The following is an 18,295-nucleotide window of genomic DNA, read 5'->3' as shown; positions in this document are numbered from 1 at the left end:
GGCAATCAATATATTGATGAAATACGCATTTAATTTTGCTTAAGTGCATGAGAAATTGAAAGAAAAGCCCGCAGCTATCAGATGCGGGCTTTTATATAACGGGCTGGATGAATTACTTATCCATGTTCTTTTTCATGCCCCAGAGGCTGAATGCATTTTCTCCATAGAGATCTTCATCCAGACCTTCGAGCTGTACTTCTTCCGGCACGCGCAGATGACCGAAAGCATCGAGGATTTTGAGCAGGATCATCGTGATAATCCAGGCATAAGCCGCCACGATAGCCACAGCCATTGCCTGAATGCCAAGCTGATAAGCGCTTGCCGATACCGCATTGATGTTTGAGCTGGCTGTCACACCGATCAGGATTGCACCTGTCATGCCGCCAACACCATGCGCGCGCCAGACTTCCAGCGTGTCGTCGATCTTGAGCCACTTCTGAACATATTTGGCATTAAAGCACACGGATGCGCCGATTGCACCGATGAGCAGCGCCGTCATTGGTTCAACATAACCGGCAGCAGGCGTGATCGTTGCAAGACCCGTGACCGCCCCAACAAGTACACCAGAGAACGATGGACGTCCGGATTCTTTCCATTCCCAGAACATCCAGACGAGCATGGCGATGGAGCCTGCCAGCATAGTGTTGGTGAAGGCATAAGCCGCCAGTGCATCGGCTGCGTAAGCGCCGCCCGCATTGAAGCCAAACCAGCCAAACCATAGAAGACCTGCACCGATTGCAACCAGCGGCAAGCTTGCAGGCTGGGATTCCTTCTGGCCTTTTGCGAGTTTGCGCTTGCCGAGATATTTTGCTGCCGCCAATGCGGAGAAACCAGCGGAAGCGTGAATGACGATACCACCTGCGAAGTCGACAACACCGAGCTTTGCAAGGAAGCCGCCACCCCAGATCCAATGGGCTGCTGGCAGATAGACCAGAATAGTCCAGAAAGCGATGAAGAACAGATAAGCACCGAACTTGAAGCGCCCGACAAAAGCGCCCGTCATCAGCGCAGGTGTGATGATGGCGAACATCATCTGATATGCGAAAACCAGAATGAAAGGCACATTGGCCGCATAGGTGGCGTTCGGTTCAATACCTACATGATACATGCCGAAATAGGTGGTGATGTCGCCAATGACACCGCCGATGGACGGGCCGAATGCAAGGCTGAAACCACCAAAAACCCAGATGAGGCCGATCACACCCATGCAGACAAAGTTCTGTATCATGATCGACAGAACATCACGCTGACGGACAAGACCACCGTAGAACAGAGCCAAAGCTGGGGTCATCATACAGACCAGCGCCGTACAAATCAGAAGAAAGGCTGTATCGCCAGCACTTATAGATTGCATGTTCTTTTTCCTTCAGAACTGAAATTCAGAGCCATCGGTTCTTTATTTCAAAAATTACTTATCGCTTACGAGATGCTTGGCGACCGGCTTGTGCGGATGCGGTGCGAAGAGTTTCTTCGGTGCGATAAACAGATAAAGTGTGAGCACATAAGGCGCTGTGAAAGACGGCAGCCCCATAGGAGCCATGATCACATCATAGGCACCCTGAATGAAGACAGTGGTAATGGTTGCGAGCACCGCGTAAACGATGACTTTTCCATCGGTTTTCAGGAAAACTGTTCCAACCGCAATTGCTGTCAGTACGGGGCTAAAACCATAAAGCCCCTGAACAACCGTTGCTGGATCAGCGCGCATGCCGATGGCTATGATCATGGCGATGAGTGAGCCAAGCGCTGCTGCGATACCCGCTGGACGTGAGGCCACGAAAATACCAATCAGGATCAGTGCGCCGCTCACCTCATTGCCGAGCAAAAATACCTGCGCAATGTTGCGGAAGAAGATTTGCACGAGCTCAATATTCGCCGGAATGGTCGCTGTACCCGCAACATAGTCGGAGACGAGTTTTGGCGCGTCACCCGTAACATTCAATGCACCAAACGAGTAAGCGCCGGCAACCATAAGCCAGCCTGTCAGCACAAATGGGCCAGTTGAACCGGGAATGCCCCAGCTTTTCGTCAGCGTTGCACCAAATGTCGCTGTAATGACCGTGCTTAGTGCTGATCCAATGATAATGTAAAACCAGAGCTGTGGCGTTGCAGCGATGAAAGTTGGCAGAGCAACACCAACAAGAATGCCGTTGAAGCCGAAAAGGCCTGAATTGATGGAGGGCTTGTCGCAATCAAGCAGCTGAGCTGTCAGTGTGGCAACGATCAAGCCAATGACTGCGCCAATCGTGGTGGCCCAAATGCCCGTTGCGTAAGACGCATAGGCAATTGCTGCAAAAAACATGACACCGGTAAAGGCGTTTTCCATAAAGAAAACCTGCCCCGCCCCTCGAAGACAGGTGATTGGAAAACTAACGTTCTTCTCTGCCATCTCAGTATCCCCTCTCAATTAAATCGAAGCCGTATTTCGATTTTTAACGCCAGAGAAACTCTTCTGGCAGAGTACGTCCACGGGCCTCTTCACGAACAATTTTCCAGAAATTTCGCACCTCGGCGCGCACATCATAGCTTTCAATGCCAACAGCCCGCAGCATAAGCCCCGCATTGTTGGGCAGCATTGATACGCCAGAAATGGCACGTGGCGCATCAGTGCTGAAATTTACCTCGACACGCTCCTTGATACGTGCGGCAACATCAGGTGGTGTAACGCAAACAATATTTGCAAAAGCATCGAAACCGCGCATCACAGCCGCGAAATCTATCGTCGGATTGCCTTTTTCGATCAGCACCTTGTCCGTAAACAGGCGCTTACCATTTGGCCGCTTTACAGAGACAAGCATGGAGAGCAAATCGAAGCCGAAGCGCTCGTCTTCATGATGATGCTTGCGTCCCGTCATCATCATCTCGCCATAGATCAGCGTCGCACTCTCATCGATCACGATTTCCGTCTGATTGATGAAGCGCGAATTGCGATAAGGTATGGTGAAATCGGGCAAATATTCGAGATATGCGCCAGCTTCGAGCGTTACTGTCTGATATTGCGAGGCATAATTCGCATCCATCTGGTGAACACGGTTTGCGCCCTGTGATGTCACTTGAGCGCACGCATTTTCGCCAACATGAATATCAATCTTGTAGCGATCACCCTGCAAAATGCCGCCACCAATCGAAATGATGGAGCAAATCGGCAGTTCTGGCATCGCCTCATCCCAGTAAAGCGCCTGCTGAACCAGAAGCGGTGCCACACGGTAAAGATCATGCAACACCGAGCGACCATTGCGAATAGAAAAGCCGAGACGCAACTCACCGATTTTCCCCGGCCCGGCAGCACGCATCTGTGCTGGCTCGGTTTGATACGAGTTCAGCTCACGTGCTGCATCAAGTCGGCTTAGTCGCTCGTGTAGGCTCATGATTTTACCCAGCTGCTTCGGTGGCGAGAACTGGCTTAACGTCAAACAGCGCCATATCGAGAATGAGCTTCATCAGATCGTCAATGCCTTCACCCGTTTTGCAATTGGTGAAAACAAATGGCTTTTTTCCACGCATCAGCTTGGAATCGCGGTCCATCACTTCAAGGCTCGCGCCAACATAAGGTGCGAGATCCTTTTTGTTGATAACCAGAATATCGGACTGGCAAACACCAGCGCCGTTCTTGCGCGGAATCTTGTCGCCAGCAGCTACGTCGATCACGTAAATATAGAAATCAGCGAGAGCCGGGCTGAATGTGAGCGTGAGATTATCGCCGCCCGATTCAATCAGAATAACATCGCTGTCCGGGTATTTTTCTTCCAGCTCTTCAACCGCTGCGATGTTCATAGACGGATCTTCGCGAACGGCCGTATGCGGGCAAGCGCCGGTTTCAACCCCGACAATCTTTTCTTCAATCAGGATACCGTTAAGTGTGCGACGAACTTGCTTCGCATCTTCTGTCGTCACAACGTCGTTGGTAATGATGAGCGGCTTGATGCCCATTTCAATCAGCCGCGGCGTGATTGTTTCAATAACCGCCGTCTTGCCCGAACCAACAGGTCCACCGATACCAATACGTGTAATTTTCTTCATGGCTTATTCCTATTTCGAAACGTAATCAGTTCATAAATAGACGGACGTGCGTTTTTGTATGATGCGCAACGAGAATGTCGAAGACAGGCGCGAAACTGGACATTTCATCTAACCCCAATCTGTGCACATCCTCATAGTCTTGCTCAACCCGGGCTTGAGCGGCGAACAATATGCGCTGCGTATCCAGATGATCGATGCGCATAAGGCGCACTGCTGCACTCAGGATCATCGATGCAACACCATATTGGTGAACAACAAAAGCTTGCTGTTCATCGGCCCCCATATGTGCCAAAGCCAATGCCTGACCAATTGGGAAGCAGCCCGGCGTTGCGCCGGATTTGATGTCTTTCAACCAGCGCTCGAGCGGCGGGAAATCGCTGATCTTGAGAGACAATTCAGCGAATTTCTTGCCCATTCGGGCCAGCATAAGCTGTTGCTCTTCACCCACGCGACGGTCCCAGACTTCATGATCAGCGGCGAGCACAGCTTCATAGTCGCCCGCCAGAATGGCGCGATGGGCATGAAGAAACGCGATGCCGTCCATATGAGCGGCTTGGCGGACCACCAGATTGACAAACTGATGCAGGCTTTCCGGGTTTGTTACAACCTCGGTCTGCAGGGCGGATTCAAGCCCGTTTGAGAATGCAAACGCACCAACAGGCAGTGTTGAATCCGAGAATTGCAGCAATTTTGCCAGAAGAACCATATCCTGCATTGGACGCGGTTCTTCGTTCTTTATGCCTGACATGGATTACCTGTGATTGTGGCCGTGATGATGGTCATGCGAATGATCATGACTATGCTCATGGCTGTGGTCATGGGAATGCGAGTGGTCGCCATGATCATGATGGTGATCGTGGGAATGGCTATGGGAATGAGAATGTTTGTGCATGTCGTGATGATGATGCGGGGTCGCGTCGGCACCCGCAAAAAGCATCCGCACTTCCTTGGCGTCAAGTTTCGCTGCAACTTCTTCGCCCGGTGCGAAATGCATCTTTACGCGATCAAATGCGTGGGTGCGCATGACCGAAGCCATAACTTTCTGATCAACGGACAGTGGCACGTAAACGGTTGTGCCTTTGATTACTGCTGGCCAATGCTGATTGCCCAAACCATGGCCAAGCTCAAAGCAAATACGCAGGATTTCCTGCGGTGCAAGGTCTTCAAGCCCTTCAAGTTCAATGACCATCACTTCTTTGAGCGCGATGCGCGCGACAATGATGATTTTCGCGGCTTCATCGTAATGAAGAACATCACCATCATGCAGATGTTCGGAGCGCGGAAGTGAAATGGCGAGCTCTACGCCGCCCTCGCTTTCCTTGCGCAAACGACTTTTTGGCGCTTCCCATTGCTCAAGAGCAAGATAATCAACCTGCGCATGATGCGAACGATCATGCCACACGGAATCCTTGATGTTACCGAGTGTTTTCTCAACGAGAATCATAGTTCCTCCGGAAGCTTATCGCTTCGTATCGGTCACTGATAAGTGCCGCAAAAGCCTACACTTTCGGGCATTGCATTTTATGATTGAAAGCGGGAGGGATATGTTCCCTCCCGAAACTTCACATCAGCTAAAGAAATGAAGCTGTGTCAGAGGAACACTCGTCGCCGGCTCAACAGTGGCGTGCTTTCCATCCACCGTAACCGCAAAGGTTTCCGGGTTCACTTCAATGGTCGGCAACGCATTGTTACGCACCATTGAACCCTTGCTAATCGCGCGCGTGTTATAAACTGGTACAACCTGTGATTTCAGCTCATACTGATCCACAATGCCGTGCTCAAAGCCAGCAGCGGAAGTGAATGTCACGCGGGTCTTAGGCAAGGCCGAGCCATACATGCCGTACATCGGACGATAGATAACCGGCTGTGGCGTTGGCAATGATGCATTCGGATCACCCATCAGCGCCCATGAAATCATGCCACCCTTGATGACCATTTTCGGCTTGGCACCAAAGAATGCTGGCTCCCAGAGCACCAAATCGGCCATCTTGCCAATTTCAATCGAGCCAACCACATGGGACACACCCTGTGCAATTGCTGGATTGATGGTCACTTTGGAGACGAAACGCAGCACGCGCTGGTTGTCGTTGCCGGACTTGTCGCCGTCATAAGCGCCGAAGCGTGTCTTCATCAGATGTGCAGTCTGAATGGTACGCATCCAGTTTTCACCGACACGACCCATCGCCTGACTATCGCTCGACAGGATGGAAATCGCGCCAATGTCATGCAGCACGTTTTCAGCCGCAATGGTTTCCGGGCGCACGCGGCTTTCAGCAAAAGCAACGTCAGTTGGAATCTTCGGGCTGAGATTGTGACAGATCATCGTCATGTCAAACAATTCGGCCTGTGAATTGATGCCATAGGGCAGCGTTGGGTTGGTCGAGCTCGGGATAACGTTCGGCTGACCTGCAACGCGAATAATATCCGGCGCGTGACCTCCACCAGCACCTTCGGTATGATAGGTGTGGATGGTGCGACCTTCAAAAGCGGCGATTGTATTTTCAACAAAGCCAGCTTCGTTCAGTGTATCGGTGTGGATACAGACCTGCACGTCAAACGCATCGGCGACCTTCAGCGATGTACGAATTGCTTCCGGTGTGCTGCCCCAGTCTTCATGGATTTTAAGGCCCATGGCGCCAGCGCGGATCTGTTCTTCGATTGTCACAACCGACGAGGAGTTGCCCTTGCCCAGAACACCCGCATTGACAGGCCAGCTATCAAACGAGCGCAACATCATTTCGATGTTCCATGTGCCTGGCGTAATCGTCGTTCCGTTGGTGCCGTCTGTCGGGCCGATGCCGCCGCCAAAAAGCGTCGTCACACCATTGCTGAGTGCTGCTTCTGCCTGCTGTGGTGAAATGAAATGCACGTGAGCATCAATACCACCTGCTGTCAGGATCAAATGCTCACCGGAGATCGCATCCGTTCCCGGACCGAGCGGAAGTGTAACGCCGGACATGGTGGACGGGTTGCCCGCTTTACCAATGCCGTAAATCAGGCCGTTTTTAATACCGACATCTGCCTTGATAACGCCCTGAACAGCGTCAACAATGGTGACATTGGTGATAACGAGATCAGGCGCGCCAGCAGCGCTCGTCAACTCGTTGTCATAGCCCATGCCGTCACGCAGCGTCTTGCCGCCGCCGTAAACCGCTTCTTCGCCATAGATACGAAGGTCTTTTTCAATCTCGATGTAAAGATCAGTGTCACCCAGACGGATTTTATCGCCGGTGGTCGGGCCGTATAGATCCGAATATTGCTGCCTTGAGATTTTAGCCATTTCACTATCCTGTTCGCTGATGTTGGGGCGGGCAATTACGACTTGTTTTTAAAGCCGTAGCGCTCAACACGCTCCATTGCATCTGTCAGACGTGGGCGGGATTCGTTGTAGCTTTCTTCGCCAACCCAACCATTCACCAGACCGTTGAAGCCGATAACGCGCTGCTTGCCCTGATAAGGAACGAGAACGACTTGCTTTTCGTCGCCGGGCTCAAAACGCAAAGCGGTTGTGGCAGGAATATTCAGACGCTTGCCGAATGCCTGTTCGCGGTCAAATTCGAGATCCGAATTCACTTCAAAGAAATGATAATGGGAACCCACCTGAATAGGGCGGTCACCCGTGTTGCGAACCTTCAGTGTTGTGGTCGGATAACCGGCATTGATCTCAATATCACCTTTGCCGAGAACCAGTCCTCCAACAGGAGTCTTTGCCTTATCTGCAGCCATAACTAAGCCTCCCGTGGAAATTATTGAATTGGATCGTGAACAGTTACAAGCCGGCTACCATCTGTGAAAACAGCCTCAACCTGCACATAAGGAATCATTTCGACGACACCTTCCATCACATCATCCTTCGTGATGGTCTTACGGGCCAGTTCCATGACTTCTTCCAGCGTTTTTCCAGCGCGCGCGCCTTCAAGGGCTGCGGCAGCAATCAAAGATACGGTTTCAGGATGATTAAGCTTCAAACCCTGATCTTTACGACGCTGCGCGACAATCGCCAGCGTATGAATCATGAGCTTGTCAATCTCTCGCGGCGTGAAATGCATACGTAACCTCCGTACAAAGACGATGGGGAGACGCGGTGCAACAGCACGTGTAGATCGACCCCCCGATTAAACAACCACAATTAAGCTAGCAATCAGGCGGTGAAGGAGCAATACTTATTTTACAAATGAATAATTAAATCTGTGAGATGATGATTATTACATGGACAGAAATTCACAGTATTGATCCATCTATTAATCAAAATTAAAGTTTTATAGATTTTGAGATTAAATCATATCAACTAGAATTTGGTTAGAACAAAAATCCAGGCGGCGGCAACGACCATACATAAGAACATCACAACTGTTCCCGTTCTGGCAAACTCCATAAATGTTATTTTAATCCCACGCGCGCCAGCCTGTTCAACGACAATGATTCCGGCCAAGCTGCCAAAGACAATCATGTTGCTTGAAAAACCTGTCCCCAAAGCCAAGGCAGCGCCCAGCGCATCAGCATCTGGGCCCGAGTGAAGATAAGGCACTAGCAGCATGACGGCTGGATTATTTCCGACCAGATTGCTCAGGACACCACCAACGAAAAGCAAGGAAAGCGGATCATTCAAATCTAGGCCGGCTGCGCGTAAATGGTGGAGCAAGTCCTGTGGAATACCCGTACCAGCTATCGCTGCGTTCACAATGAAAAGTCCCATGATCAAAAGCAGCAAGTCGCCATCAACCTGCTTAAGCATGTCTTTTGATGAAATCTTGCGGCTGACAAGCAAGATCCCGGCACCCGCCATAGCAATTAGCTCGCGCGGCAAATCGCTGAAAACAAAGAATCCGATGACAACAATTGCTACGAGCCCGGTTTTTATTGTTTCAAGAACATCGATTTCACTCGCCTGCGAGACATCAACACCTTTGGCCGAAGGCTTCTTAAGCTCCCAACGACCCCGATAAGCAAAAACGATAACGCTCCAAACAATTGGCAGCGAAAGCAGAGCAGGAATAGCGGCAATTTTCAGGAACCCATTAAAGGATAGCCCCAATTGTTGAGCGGTGATCATATTCTGCGGGCTACCGATCAATGTGGCTGTTGAACCCGTATTAACGGCAAAGCAGAAAGCCAGAAGAAACGGTACAGGGTTAAGCCCGCGCGCCAGACTCACTGAAACAAGCAACGGCGTCATAGCCACGGCTACCACGTCTTTTGTCAAAAAAGCTGAGAACGAGGCGCCCATCACAATCATAACGCCGACCAATAATGGTGGCGACAACGGCAGTTCTGTTACGCGCTTTGCAACCCAGCCATAAAAACCCGAAACAGAGAAACCGGCTGATACGACCATCAGGCCAAACAGCATACCCAAGGTTTTGTAATCAATCGCGTTCCATGCAGCTTGAGCCGTGATACTGCCTGCTACGAGCATCGCGAGCGAACCAATGATGGCTGCGCCCGTCCGATCAACCTTGAAACCTGGTAAAGTACCGCAACCCATCGCAAGATATACAAGCAAGAATATGAGAACGGTCAGGTCCATAATTGTCCACTATTTCGAAATGAGGTATCAAATCACTTTAGGCATACGCTGATAAGCTATATTAAAGCAATGATTTCAATTTGATGTTTTGTGACATAAATCGAAATTATGCAGCTAAATCTATTTGTACTGCTTAATGGTCATGCGGCTCGTGCGGTTCATGTGGAATGATAGAGACATCCCCATAAACAACGGCGCGTTGTGAAATAATTGAATTTGCGAACTGCTTTACATCTTTGACCTCCCCGCGGAGGAGGCTGACTTCGAGGCAAAGCTCTTCGTTCATGTGAACGTGAAGTGACGCTACCGACATATGATGATGGTCATGATGCGAAGCCGTGAGCTTCTTAGCCAGATCACGTGCATCGTGCTGATAGACATAGCTCAATACGCCGACGCAATTTTTGGCTTCATCGGATGCAATTTCCGCTTCACCAATACTTGACCGGACAAGATCGCGGACCGCTTCTGAGCGGTTCGCATAGCCCTTGCGAGCAATCAACGCATCAAGGTCGTGCATCAGATCATCATCAACGGTTATCGTAATTCTTTGCATTTTTCGGTTCCCGCAGAAAATCATAAGATTCATCACTTAGCACGTGATTTCCAGTTAAACATACAAATGCTTTTAATTTCGATATATAAAAGCAATAAAAGTGAGAAACTTAAATAGTAAGATAATTCAGCCGATGATTTAACTTGGTGATTTTCTGGGGCCGGGAAAGAACGCATTTACCCTTTTTTGTAAGGATCGGAATTTCTCACCGCGAGATTTTAGCATGTGTTCTTCTAAGGGCGGAATTCCTGAGACATGAACCAGTAACCAATACATTTGGATAGGTGCGAGAAACGATAGCCAACTCCAAGGTGACGTTGTGATTGCCAGCATCGGCCAAGCACACCAAAATAACCATTCAAAGAAATAGTTTGGGTGCCGGGAATAGGCCCAAAGTCCAGTTTCGCAAATTTCAGTTTTGGCTTCTGGAGTTTTTCGGAACCTTGCGAGCTGCGCATCAGCCAGTGCTTCGCCAAGCAATGCTATCGATATTATTGCGATAGCGATGACATCCCAGAAATATGGAAAATCGGGACGGCTAGTGGCAGCGAGATAGACTGAGAGAACCAGAACGAAAGCTGCGAGTGCCTGTATCTGCAAAAACCAGAAGAGGCGTGAGGAAGCATTAGTTCCCCATTCTTTGATCAGCTTAGCATAGCGTGGGTCTTCACCATGGCTTAGGCTTCGTTGAACAATATGCCAACCAAGGCGTATCGACCATATTAGTATGATTATCAGGATCGCCCAACGCCGTTGCAATGTCGCGTTTGCAAGCACAACGGCTAAGAGTGAGCCGATGCCGACCGAAAAAGACCAGATCGCATCGATCCAACCACTTTTACCGGTCTTTCGTTCGATCACCCAGGCAAGTGTCATGATTGCAGACAGGCTGATAGCAACGAGTATAAGCAGACCAATTTGCATGGCTGACCTTTATTCGAAATGGCATTTACATCATGCAATACGTTCGGTCCTGCTATTTGGTTTCGTAAGCGGCGTAAAAAAATGAAAAAAGTTTGGTAGCCGATTGAACCAAATTCATTCTCAAAACGTAAGACGATAAAAATGCAGCACGGAGGCGGCCCGTTCATGTGGCCAAAGCCTGCGTTGAAGAGAGGGACTATGGATATCACGAACCATTCGGGCAGCTCTAAACGTCTCAGGATCGCGATTATCGGCAGTGGGATATCCGGATTATCCGCTGCATGGCTGCTTTCGCAACGGCATGATGTCACTTTGTTTGAATCGTCAGATCGTATCGGCGGCCATAGCAATACTGTCGAGTTTGAGAGCAGCCTCGGACCGGTAGCCGTCGATACCGGTTTCATCGTCTACAATGAAGTGACATATCCCAATTTAACCGCATTGTTTCGTACACTGGAAGTTCCAACCGCAGCGTCCAACATGTCGTTTGCCGTTTCAATCGGAAACGGAGCCTATGAATATTCAGGCGGTACGGGCTTCGGACTTTTTGCGCAGCGCTCTAACTTGGTCAGTCCGCGCTTCTGGTCGATGATCCGTGATCTGCTGCGCTTTTATCGCAACGCGCCAAAAGACCTCGCCGTCATGGGCGATATTTCGCTTGATGATTATCTTGCGCGCAATGCTTATGGTCGGGCTTTCCGTGAAGATCACCTGTACCCAATGGCGGCGGCGATCTGGTCTACCCCTGCCATGGAAGTGGGGCGCTATCCGGCGGCAAGCTTCGTTCGCTTTTGTTGTAACCACGGACTTCTGGCTCTTCGTGACAGGCCTATCTGGCGTACGGTATCCGGCGGCAGTCGGGAATATGTAAAGCGTATCACCAAACCCTATGCAGACCGGATCAGGCTTTCGACACCGATCCAATCTGTTCGACGCTCTGAAAACTTTGTCGAGTTGATTGACGGAAGCGGAGTTTCCCATGTCTTCGACGATGTCGTGATCGCCACTCATGCCAATCAGGCTTTGCGGATGCTGGCCGATCCGAGCGCGGATGAAAGCCGTATTCTTGGCGCATTTCAATATTCACGCAATGAAGCGGTGTTGCACAGCGACGTAACGCTGATGCCTAAACGTCGTGCAGCATGGTCGAGCTGGAATTATTTGACCAATGCAGCCACTGGTGCGGCACAGCCATCTATCACTTATTGGATGAACCGTTTGCAACCGCTCGGCCAAGCGCCTGAAACTTTTGTTACACTCAATCCGTGCCGCGCGCCGCGTGAGGAACTGGTGATCCGTCGCGAGATTTATGAGCATCCGATTTTCGACATGGCAACGGATCGTGCGCAGAAAGAAATCTGGTCATTGCAGGGACAGCGCCGGACATGGTTCTGTGGCGCGCATTTTGGCTCCGGTTTTCATGAGGACGGGCTTCAGGCAGGTCTGGCAGTGGCGGAAGATCTCGGTGGTCTGCGTCGTCCTTGGCTGGTTGAGCAGGAAAGCGCGCGCATTATTCGCCAGCCATTGCCAATCAGAGAGAGGGCGCAGGCATGACCGAAAATTTCCAGTCAGCGCTTTTCCCTGGCCATGTGACTCATACGCGTTTGCGGCCTAAGGGTCACAAGCTGGCTTATAAAATCTACTCACTCCTGCTCGATCTCGACGAGTTGGAAGCGCTTGATGGTAAGCTGAAGCTGTTCTCGCTCGACCGTTTCAACCTCTTTTCTTTCTATAGACAAGATAGAGGTGATGGATCGTCTGCTCCGTTGCGCGAGCAGGTCGAGCGTGCGATGGATGCAGCCGGAGTGATGCCAGATGGTGGAGCGGTCCGCTTGCTCACCATGCCGCGCATTTTGGGCTGGGCTTTCAATCCACTGAGTGTTTTCTTCTGCTATAATCAAGGTGGCGACCTCGTGGCTATCCTTTGGGAAGTTGATAACACCTTCCGCCAGCGCCACGGTTACTTGATCCCGGTCGAAAATGATTCAAACGGACGCATCGTACAAAGCTGCGATAAGGCATTTTATGTCTCGCCTTTCATGGATATGAAACTGCGGTACGAGTTTGAAGTTTCTCCGCCCAAAGATAAGCTATCCATCCGCATCAACAGTTTTGACGATGAAGGACTGGTTATGACTGCCCGTCATCTGGCGCGGCGGATTGAATTGACTGATGCTGCCTTGCTGCGCGCGTTCTTTTCAATTCCGTTTCTGACCCTGAAAGTGGTCGGCGGCATTCACTGGGAAGCGCTGAAGATCTGGTTGAAGGGTATCGGTCTGCGCAAACGTCCACAACCACCACACGAACCGATAACGCATATCCGCCAAGGGCAATCCGGGCAAAGGAGTGAGGCCGTATGAGCCATATTGATGAGATCTCGCCGCTGCCGACAGTGATTGCACGCGGATTTTCTGGATGGAGCCCCTCTGCGCGTCTTTTGCGTCGCTTGCTTAATCAAGTGCAGCATGGACGACTGACACTGGTTCTTCCATCTGGAAAAGTAATTTATGGCCAAGGCAGTTTAGCTGGGCCTGAAGCCCAAATAATAATTAAAAGTTGGCGTTGTTTGCGTCGGCTTCTGACGGGCGGCGATATCGGCTTCGCGCAAGCTTATATCGCAGGTGAATGGACATCGGCCGATCTAACCTCAGTTGTCCGCTTTGCAGTGCGCAATCGCGATACACTCTTATCCAGTTTGCGTGGTTCGGTCTGGATGCGGGCGCTGAACCGTATTGGCCATCTATTCAATGCGAATACGCGCCGGGGTAGCCGTCGCAACATTGAAGCACATTACGACCTCGGCAATGATTTTTATCGCCGCTGGCTTGATCCGTCGATGCTTTACTCGTCGGCGATATGGAATGAGACGACGCATAACCTTGAGAGTGCTCAGGAATATAAGTTGCAGTGCATAGCAGAAAAACTGGCGCTCGAGGGTGGCGAAAAAGTTCTTGAGATCGGTTGTGGCTGGGGTGCGTTAGCCCGCTTTCTGGCAAAGCATGACGGAACACATGTAACAGGCATCACTTTATCGCCGTCACAGTTGGCGTGGGCAAATCAATCAATAATCGAAGCAGGACAGGAAAAAGATATTGATCTTCGCCTGCAGGATTATCGTGACTTGGAAGGGCAGTTTGACCGGATTGTCTCTATAGAAATGTTTGAGGCAGTCGGTGAAGCTTATTGGCCTGAATATTTCGCGGCCATGAAACGCTGTTTGAAGCCAGACGGCCGGGCTGTTTTACAGATCATTTCAATTGAAGATTCGCGCTATGAGAATTATCGCCGCAAGGCTGATTTCATTCAAAAATTCATCTTTCCTGGTGGGTTTCTGCCTTCAGACAAGGTTCTTGAACGCGATTTGATGAAGGCTGGACTTGTTGTGAAGGAGGTCGAACATTTCGGTCGTTCTTATGCGCGGACCCTTGCCGAATGGCGTGAGCGTTTTGTCGCGAATTGGCCTGAAATCGAAAAGCTTGGTTTTGACGACAGGTTCAGAAGGCTTTGGGAGTATTATCTTTGTTATTGCGAAGGTGGCTTTGAAGAAGGCGCGATCAATGTCGGTCTTTACACCATCGAGCACGCTTAAAGTCTCGTTTGATAACTGAGGACGCACCGATGAAATGGTTACAAGTGATCAGCGTACTGACAGTAATATTCCCATTTGCGGCGCAGGCGGGTGAGATAAATGGCAACTGGGCGCGTGGGGATGGCAAAGCCAAGGTAAAAATTGCTGGATGCGGTCAAGACATATGCGCCACCAATACCTGGATCAAGCCCGGAACACCAAAAGAGAAAACTGGTGATGTGCTTGTCATGAGCATTAAGCAAAGTACAAGCGGGCAATATTCAGGAACTGCTTTCGATCCCCAACGCAAGCTCACCTACAAAATCAACGTGAAAGTTGACGGGGACACTATGACCTCCAACGGCTGTGTTTTGGCTGGCCTTCTTTGTCGGAGTGTAGGTTGGACACGTATTAATTAGGAAGGTTGGTTTGCAATGAAAGACTATCTTATAGCTTATGTTGCCACTGCGATTGCTTTTCTCGCAATCGATTCTGTCTGGTTGTCGAATATGGCGAATGTGATCTATCGACCTGTTATGGGGGATATGATGTTGTCGGGGTTCCGACTGGCTCCAGCAATCGTTTTCTATGTAATTTTTGTATTTGGTCTGGTTTTCTTTGCAGTGAAGCCGGGGCTCTTAGCGGGTAGTGGTACGTTGACACTTCTTAATGGTGCGCTTTTGGGATTTATTGCTTACGCTACCTATGATTTGACCAATCAGGCTACGTTAAAAAACTGGTCTTGGACGCTTACTATAGCGGACATGATCTGGGGTACTGTTCTCTCGGCCTCATCAGCCTATATTGGCTATTGGGTTACGTCTCGAATCAGTGGGTAGGCTGGAGCAAATATATGCAAAAATTGGGTCTTCTCGCGGTTTTTGTTTTTGTGATTATTGTCCTCGGAATGGCCATCGGTATCGGCTTTCCGCCGGGTGAATGGTATGCATCGCTTCAGAAACCTTGGTTTACTCCACCGAATGCTGCATTTGGCCCGATCTGGACGATACTCTACATCTTCATTGCTATCGTGGGCTGGCGCACCTGGATCAATGATAGCGGGTGGCGGCGGCGCGGGCCGTGGTTTGGGCAAATGGTCTTGAACTTCATCTGGACGCCTATTTTCTTTGGTCTTCATATGACAGTGCTCGGCCTCGCCGTCATCATCGGAGTGTGGCTCTGCGTATCTTTGTTTATTATTCGCGCATGGCAACCAGATCGCATCTCGGCGCTGCTCTTTGTCCCATATCTCGTATGGCTGTCTCTTGCGACAGCTTTGAACGCGGCAATTGTTGTACTGAATTAACTAAAAAAGGCGGCATAATTGCCGCCTTTCTCTTTAAATTCCAACCAATGGCTGAACTAGGCGCATGAGCCAGCCCTGGAATTTCAGCGGTGCGTCAGTGACAGCAAGGCAGATACAGTCACCATCAGGCGAAGCAATCGGCTGGTGCACGAGATCGGCATCTGCTTCTTCAATGTCGCCACGCGCAAAAAGTCCGGTTCCATCGTTAAAACTTCCACTAAGCACGAGTGTTAGTTCTCGACCACCATGACCATGTTCTGGTACGGGCTTGCCCGCTGGAATGCGCAACAATCGAACCTGTGTTTCGCTATCGCGTGTTTTGATAGGCACCTGATAGGCGCCTCGACCAAGCGATTTCCATTTCAGTTCGGCTAAGTCGCCGCCGACATAGGAGCGTAATGGCTCTGGTATGACCTTTGGTATGGAAGTTTGACTGAGCGATGATGAATGTCTATTCGATGTAGGGGTATTGGCCAGCTTGCTTTTGAAACCTTCCCATGAACTCGCTTCGAATTTCGCCGGTTGCACTGTTTCGAGGAGTTCTCCGCCGATCTGTTCAAACTGCTTGAGTCTTGAACGACAAGCGGGGCAAAGTGCAAGATGCGTTGCAACAGCAATGCTCCAGCCTTCTGCCAATGAACCAGTGGCATAGCTTGCAAGGAGTTCGTCACTGAGATGATGATTGATATTCATCAGTGCCCTCCTGAATTCTCGAGCGCTGCACGTAATTTGCTGAACGCCAATCGTAAGCGGGATTTAACTGTGCCGAGTGGCAGGTTCAGCTTTTTGGCGATAGCGCTATGCGAGCTTTCCTCAAAATAGGCGAGTTCAAGCAAGGCGCATTGTTCTGTCGGTAATGCTGCCATGGCCGCACGTAATTGGCTGGCAGATTGTTGCTTAGATAGTTTCATGTCGGCAGGTTGTTCCTCGTCGGGAACAAAAGCGGGGTCGGTTGGGTCGAATTCAGGGCGTCGTTCTCGCCGCACCGCATCTATGCGCTGGTTGCGTGCGATTGTGAAAATCCAGGTCGATAACGCGCCTTTGGCGAAATCAAACTGATCTGCTTTGTTCCAGACCGTAATCATAGTCTCTTGCATTAACTCTTCCGCTGTTTGCGTATCCGCAGACAGTTTAGCCATATAGGCTTTTATCCGAGGGGCAAAATGCTTGAAAATCACCTCGAATGCGTCCACGTCACGCCGCGAACTGACCGCCAGCATCAATTCCTCCAGTGAAGGCTGATTTTCAGAAGCAGTCCGTTCATTCATCTTAATTGAATCCCGTATGCTCAGATGTGGCGAAGACCGACGCTGCAAATCACGCCCAATCTTCTTTTGCCATGTCTTCAAGCCAAAGGAAACATTTGTATTCATAAAGCCTCTTACGAAGGCTTTATGAAATTGGATCACCGTGCATGGCGCTCATTGTATAAATTCGACGCATAGAAGGATTCAGAATGATTTCCTAGGACCTCTATCTTAAAGCTGCTTCGATGCTATCATTCAATAGATAATCGGCATTGGCTCGATTAAAGACCATAGAAGGACGCAATTTTAGAACATTGTCATTGGGTCCTTCAGTTCCCATCAAAATGCCGCGCTGCCGCGCCTCGTTATTGATCGAGCGTGCTAAATCTGTCGCTGGCGCTTTGGTTTTGCGATCCGTTACAAGTTCTAATCCAATGAATAAGCCTCTGCCGCGTATATCACCTGTGATATCAAAACGTTGTTGCATTGCGCGGAAACCAGCAAGCAGATAGTTGCCGACGTCCAAAGCATTGGCGCGTAAACCGTCACGCTCAATGACATTAAGTACAGCCAATCCGGCTGCACACGAGACAGGGTTTCCACCAAAGTATTGAAATACTCGATACCATTATCAAAGCTATCAGCGATCTCGCGGGTTGTCACAACAGCGGACATTGGATGACCATTCCCTATTCGTTTGCCCATGGTTACGATATCCGGAAGGACATCCTGCACTTCGAACGCCCATCAATGATCTGAGCAGGATTGCGACCGTTCTGCATAAAAGTTTCCGGAGGAATGCCGATGAGGCCCGCGGCATCTGGAAAGAGATCTGCCCACACATCCAGGTAGGCTGCCTCGCAAACCCCAAGTATTTCATTGGCAGTGAGGTCTATATGCCGTTTTGTTATTATCTTTGATGAATTGAAGGCGCGTTCGTGCGCGATCAGCATAGCGCAAATCCCAATCAAATTCCTAGCAACATTTCCTTTCAGGCACGGGACAGCGAGTTTTGGATTGACGTTGAGAAGGTGCTGTAGAAGGGCGACCTGAAACGCATTGACAATTGCCGGTGCACTGGCATTAACAATTTTGAGAATCCAACGCGCATCATTGTCTGCACCTTGATGGAAATTGCAGTCTCGCT

The 18,295-nt window shown here is 50.1% G+C and carries 21 protein-coding genes and 1 pseudogene; 6 read left to right on the top strand and 16 right to left on the bottom strand.

The genetic code is table 11. The annotated features are described in order from the left end of the window. Positions 1 to 112: 112 nt before the first annotated feature. The 12 genes from RI570_RS12915 to RI570_RS12860 all read right to left on the bottom strand — a co-directional run bounded on the left by RI570_RS12915 (position 113) and on the right by RI570_RS12860 (position 11,027). Complete coding sequence (locus RI570_RS12915) at positions 113 to 1,354, bottom strand: ammonium transporter (RefSeq protein ID WP_313828955.1); 1,242 nt, start codon at positions 1,352 to 1,354, stop codon at positions 113 to 115. A 54-nt stretch (positions 1,355 to 1,408) separates the two neighbouring features. Then, on the bottom strand, positions 1,409 to 2,389 hold the full coding sequence (gene yut / locus RI570_RS12910; RefSeq protein WP_313828953.1) for an urea transporter: 981 nt from the start codon (positions 2,387 to 2,389) through the stop codon (positions 1,409 to 1,411). Positions 2,390 to 2,432: 43 nt separating this feature from the next. Further along, on the bottom strand, positions 2,433 to 3,368 hold the full coding sequence (locus tag RI570_RS12905; RefSeq protein ID WP_313828951.1) for an urease accessory protein UreD: 936 nt from the start codon (positions 3,366 to 3,368) through the stop codon (positions 2,433 to 2,435). 4 nt (positions 3,369 to 3,372) lie between these two features. Continuing rightward, complete coding sequence (ureG, locus tag RI570_RS12900) at positions 3,373 to 4,020, bottom strand: urease accessory protein UreG (protein ID WP_250042530.1); 648 nt, start codon at positions 4,018 to 4,020, stop codon at positions 3,373 to 3,375. Positions 4,021 to 4,045: 25 nt separating this feature from the next. Then, entirely contained in the window at positions 4,046 to 4,768 is a 723-nt protein-coding gene (locus tag RI570_RS12895) for an urease accessory protein UreF (protein WP_313828950.1), read from the bottom strand. A gap of 3 nt (positions 4,769 to 4,771) precedes the next feature. Continuing rightward, positions 4,772 to 5,464 (bottom strand): urease accessory protein UreE, encoded by a 693-nt coding sequence (gene ureE, locus RI570_RS12890; protein ID WP_313828949.1) that lies wholly within the window; start codon positions 5,462 to 5,464, stop codon positions 4,772 to 4,774. Positions 5,465 to 5,587: 123 nt separating this feature from the next. Further along, entirely contained in the window at positions 5,588 to 7,300 is a 1,713-nt protein-coding gene (locus tag RI570_RS12885) for an urease subunit alpha (protein ID WP_313828948.1), read from the bottom strand. A gap of 35 nt (positions 7,301 to 7,335) precedes the next feature. Continuing rightward, positions 7,336 to 7,746, bottom strand: coding sequence for an urease subunit beta (locus tag RI570_RS12880; RefSeq protein WP_313828947.1), 411 nt, complete (start codon positions 7,744 to 7,746; stop codon positions 7,336 to 7,338). Positions 7,747 to 7,766: 20 nt separating this feature from the next. Further along, positions 7,767 to 8,069, bottom strand: coding sequence for an urease subunit gamma (locus RI570_RS12875; RefSeq protein ID WP_187547608.1), 303 nt, complete (start codon positions 8,067 to 8,069; stop codon positions 7,767 to 7,769). Positions 8,070 to 8,308: 239 nt separating this feature from the next. Further along, a complete protein-coding gene (locus RI570_RS12870; RefSeq protein WP_313828944.1) occupies positions 8,309 to 9,547 on the bottom strand; it encodes an SLC13 family permease in 1,239 nt (412 codons plus the stop codon). A gap of 133 nt (positions 9,548 to 9,680) precedes the next feature. Continuing rightward, complete coding sequence (gene nikR / locus RI570_RS12865; RefSeq protein ID WP_313828943.1) at positions 9,681 to 10,103, bottom strand: nickel-responsive transcriptional regulator NikR; 423 nt, start codon at positions 10,101 to 10,103, stop codon at positions 9,681 to 9,683. Between the two features lie 138 nt (positions 10,104 to 10,241). After that, complete coding sequence (locus RI570_RS12860; RefSeq protein ID WP_313828942.1) at positions 10,242 to 11,027, bottom strand: DUF1295 domain-containing protein; 786 nt, start codon at positions 11,025 to 11,027, stop codon at positions 10,242 to 10,244. Between the two features lie 198 nt (positions 11,028 to 11,225). Between RI570_RS12860 and RI570_RS12855 the strand changes: the two genes are divergently transcribed. The 6 genes from RI570_RS12855 to RI570_RS12830 are packed head-to-tail and all read left to right on the top strand — an operon-like array spanning position 11,226 to position 15,901. Further along, positions 11,226 to 12,581 (top strand): NAD(P)/FAD-dependent oxidoreductase, encoded by a 1,356-nt coding sequence (locus RI570_RS12855; RefSeq protein WP_313828941.1) that lies wholly within the window; start codon positions 11,226 to 11,228, stop codon positions 12,579 to 12,581. Further along, positions 12,578 to 13,387, top strand: a complete 810-nt coding sequence (locus tag RI570_RS12850; protein WP_313828939.1) for a DUF1365 domain-containing protein — start codon at positions 12,578 to 12,580, stop codon at positions 13,385 to 13,387. Before RI570_RS12855 ends, RI570_RS12850 begins: the two co-directional genes overlap by 4 nt. Then, complete coding sequence (locus tag RI570_RS12845) at positions 13,384 to 14,616, top strand: cyclopropane-fatty-acyl-phospholipid synthase family protein (protein ID WP_313828937.1); 1,233 nt, start codon at positions 13,384 to 13,386, stop codon at positions 14,614 to 14,616. The genes RI570_RS12850 and RI570_RS12845 overlap by 4 nt, the downstream gene beginning before the upstream one ends. Positions 14,617 to 14,645: 29 nt before the next feature. Further along, positions 14,646 to 15,014 (top strand): DUF2147 domain-containing protein, encoded by a 369-nt coding sequence (locus tag RI570_RS12840; RefSeq protein ID WP_313828935.1) that lies wholly within the window; start codon positions 14,646 to 14,648, stop codon positions 15,012 to 15,014. Positions 15,015 to 15,029: 15 nt separating this feature from the next. After that, the gene (locus RI570_RS12835) at positions 15,030 to 15,434 is read left to right on the top strand and encodes a DUF2177 family protein (protein WP_313828934.1); all 405 of its coding nucleotides are present in this window, start codon (positions 15,030 to 15,032) and stop codon (positions 15,432 to 15,434) included. Between the two features lie 14 nt (positions 15,435 to 15,448). Continuing rightward, a complete protein-coding gene (locus tag RI570_RS12830; protein WP_313828932.1) occupies positions 15,449 to 15,901 on the top strand; it encodes a TspO/MBR family protein in 453 nt (150 codons plus the stop codon). Positions 15,902 to 15,934: 33 nt separating this feature from the next. On the opposite strand, the gene RI570_RS12825 is transcribed toward RI570_RS12830, so the two are convergent. The 4 genes and pseudogenes from RI570_RS12825 to RI570_RS12810 form a co-directional block, all read right to left on the bottom strand. Then, positions 15,935 to 16,594: a ChrR family anti-sigma-E factor gene (locus RI570_RS12825; protein WP_313828930.1), complete on the bottom strand. Its 660-nt coding sequence runs from the start codon at positions 16,592 to 16,594 to the stop codon at positions 15,935 to 15,937. Further along, a complete protein-coding gene (locus RI570_RS12820; protein WP_313830031.1) occupies positions 16,594 to 17,169 on the bottom strand; it encodes a sigma-70 family RNA polymerase sigma factor in 576 nt (191 codons plus the stop codon). The genes RI570_RS12825 and RI570_RS12820 overlap by 1 nt, the downstream gene beginning before the upstream one ends. A gap of 205 nt (positions 17,170 to 17,374) precedes the next feature. Next, a pseudogene (locus RI570_RS12815) lies at positions 17,375 to 17,895 on the bottom strand (aminotransferase class III-fold pyridoxal phosphate-dependent enzyme); the annotation flags it as partial. Continuing rightward, a complete protein-coding gene (locus RI570_RS12810; RefSeq protein WP_313828929.1) occupies positions 17,856 to 18,101 on the bottom strand; it encodes a hypothetical protein in 246 nt (81 codons plus the stop codon). The gene RI570_RS12810 and the pseudogene RI570_RS12815, both read right to left, overlap by 40 nt. Positions 18,102 to 18,295: the final 194 nt, after the last annotated feature.

Origin of the sequence: Brucella pseudogrignonensis, from assembly GCF_032190615.1 — a bacterium.
Lineage (GTDB): Bacteria > Pseudomonadota > Alphaproteobacteria > Rhizobiales > Rhizobiaceae > Brucella > Brucella pseudogrignonensis_B.
This window is presented reverse-complemented; position numbering and strand designations above follow the sequence as displayed.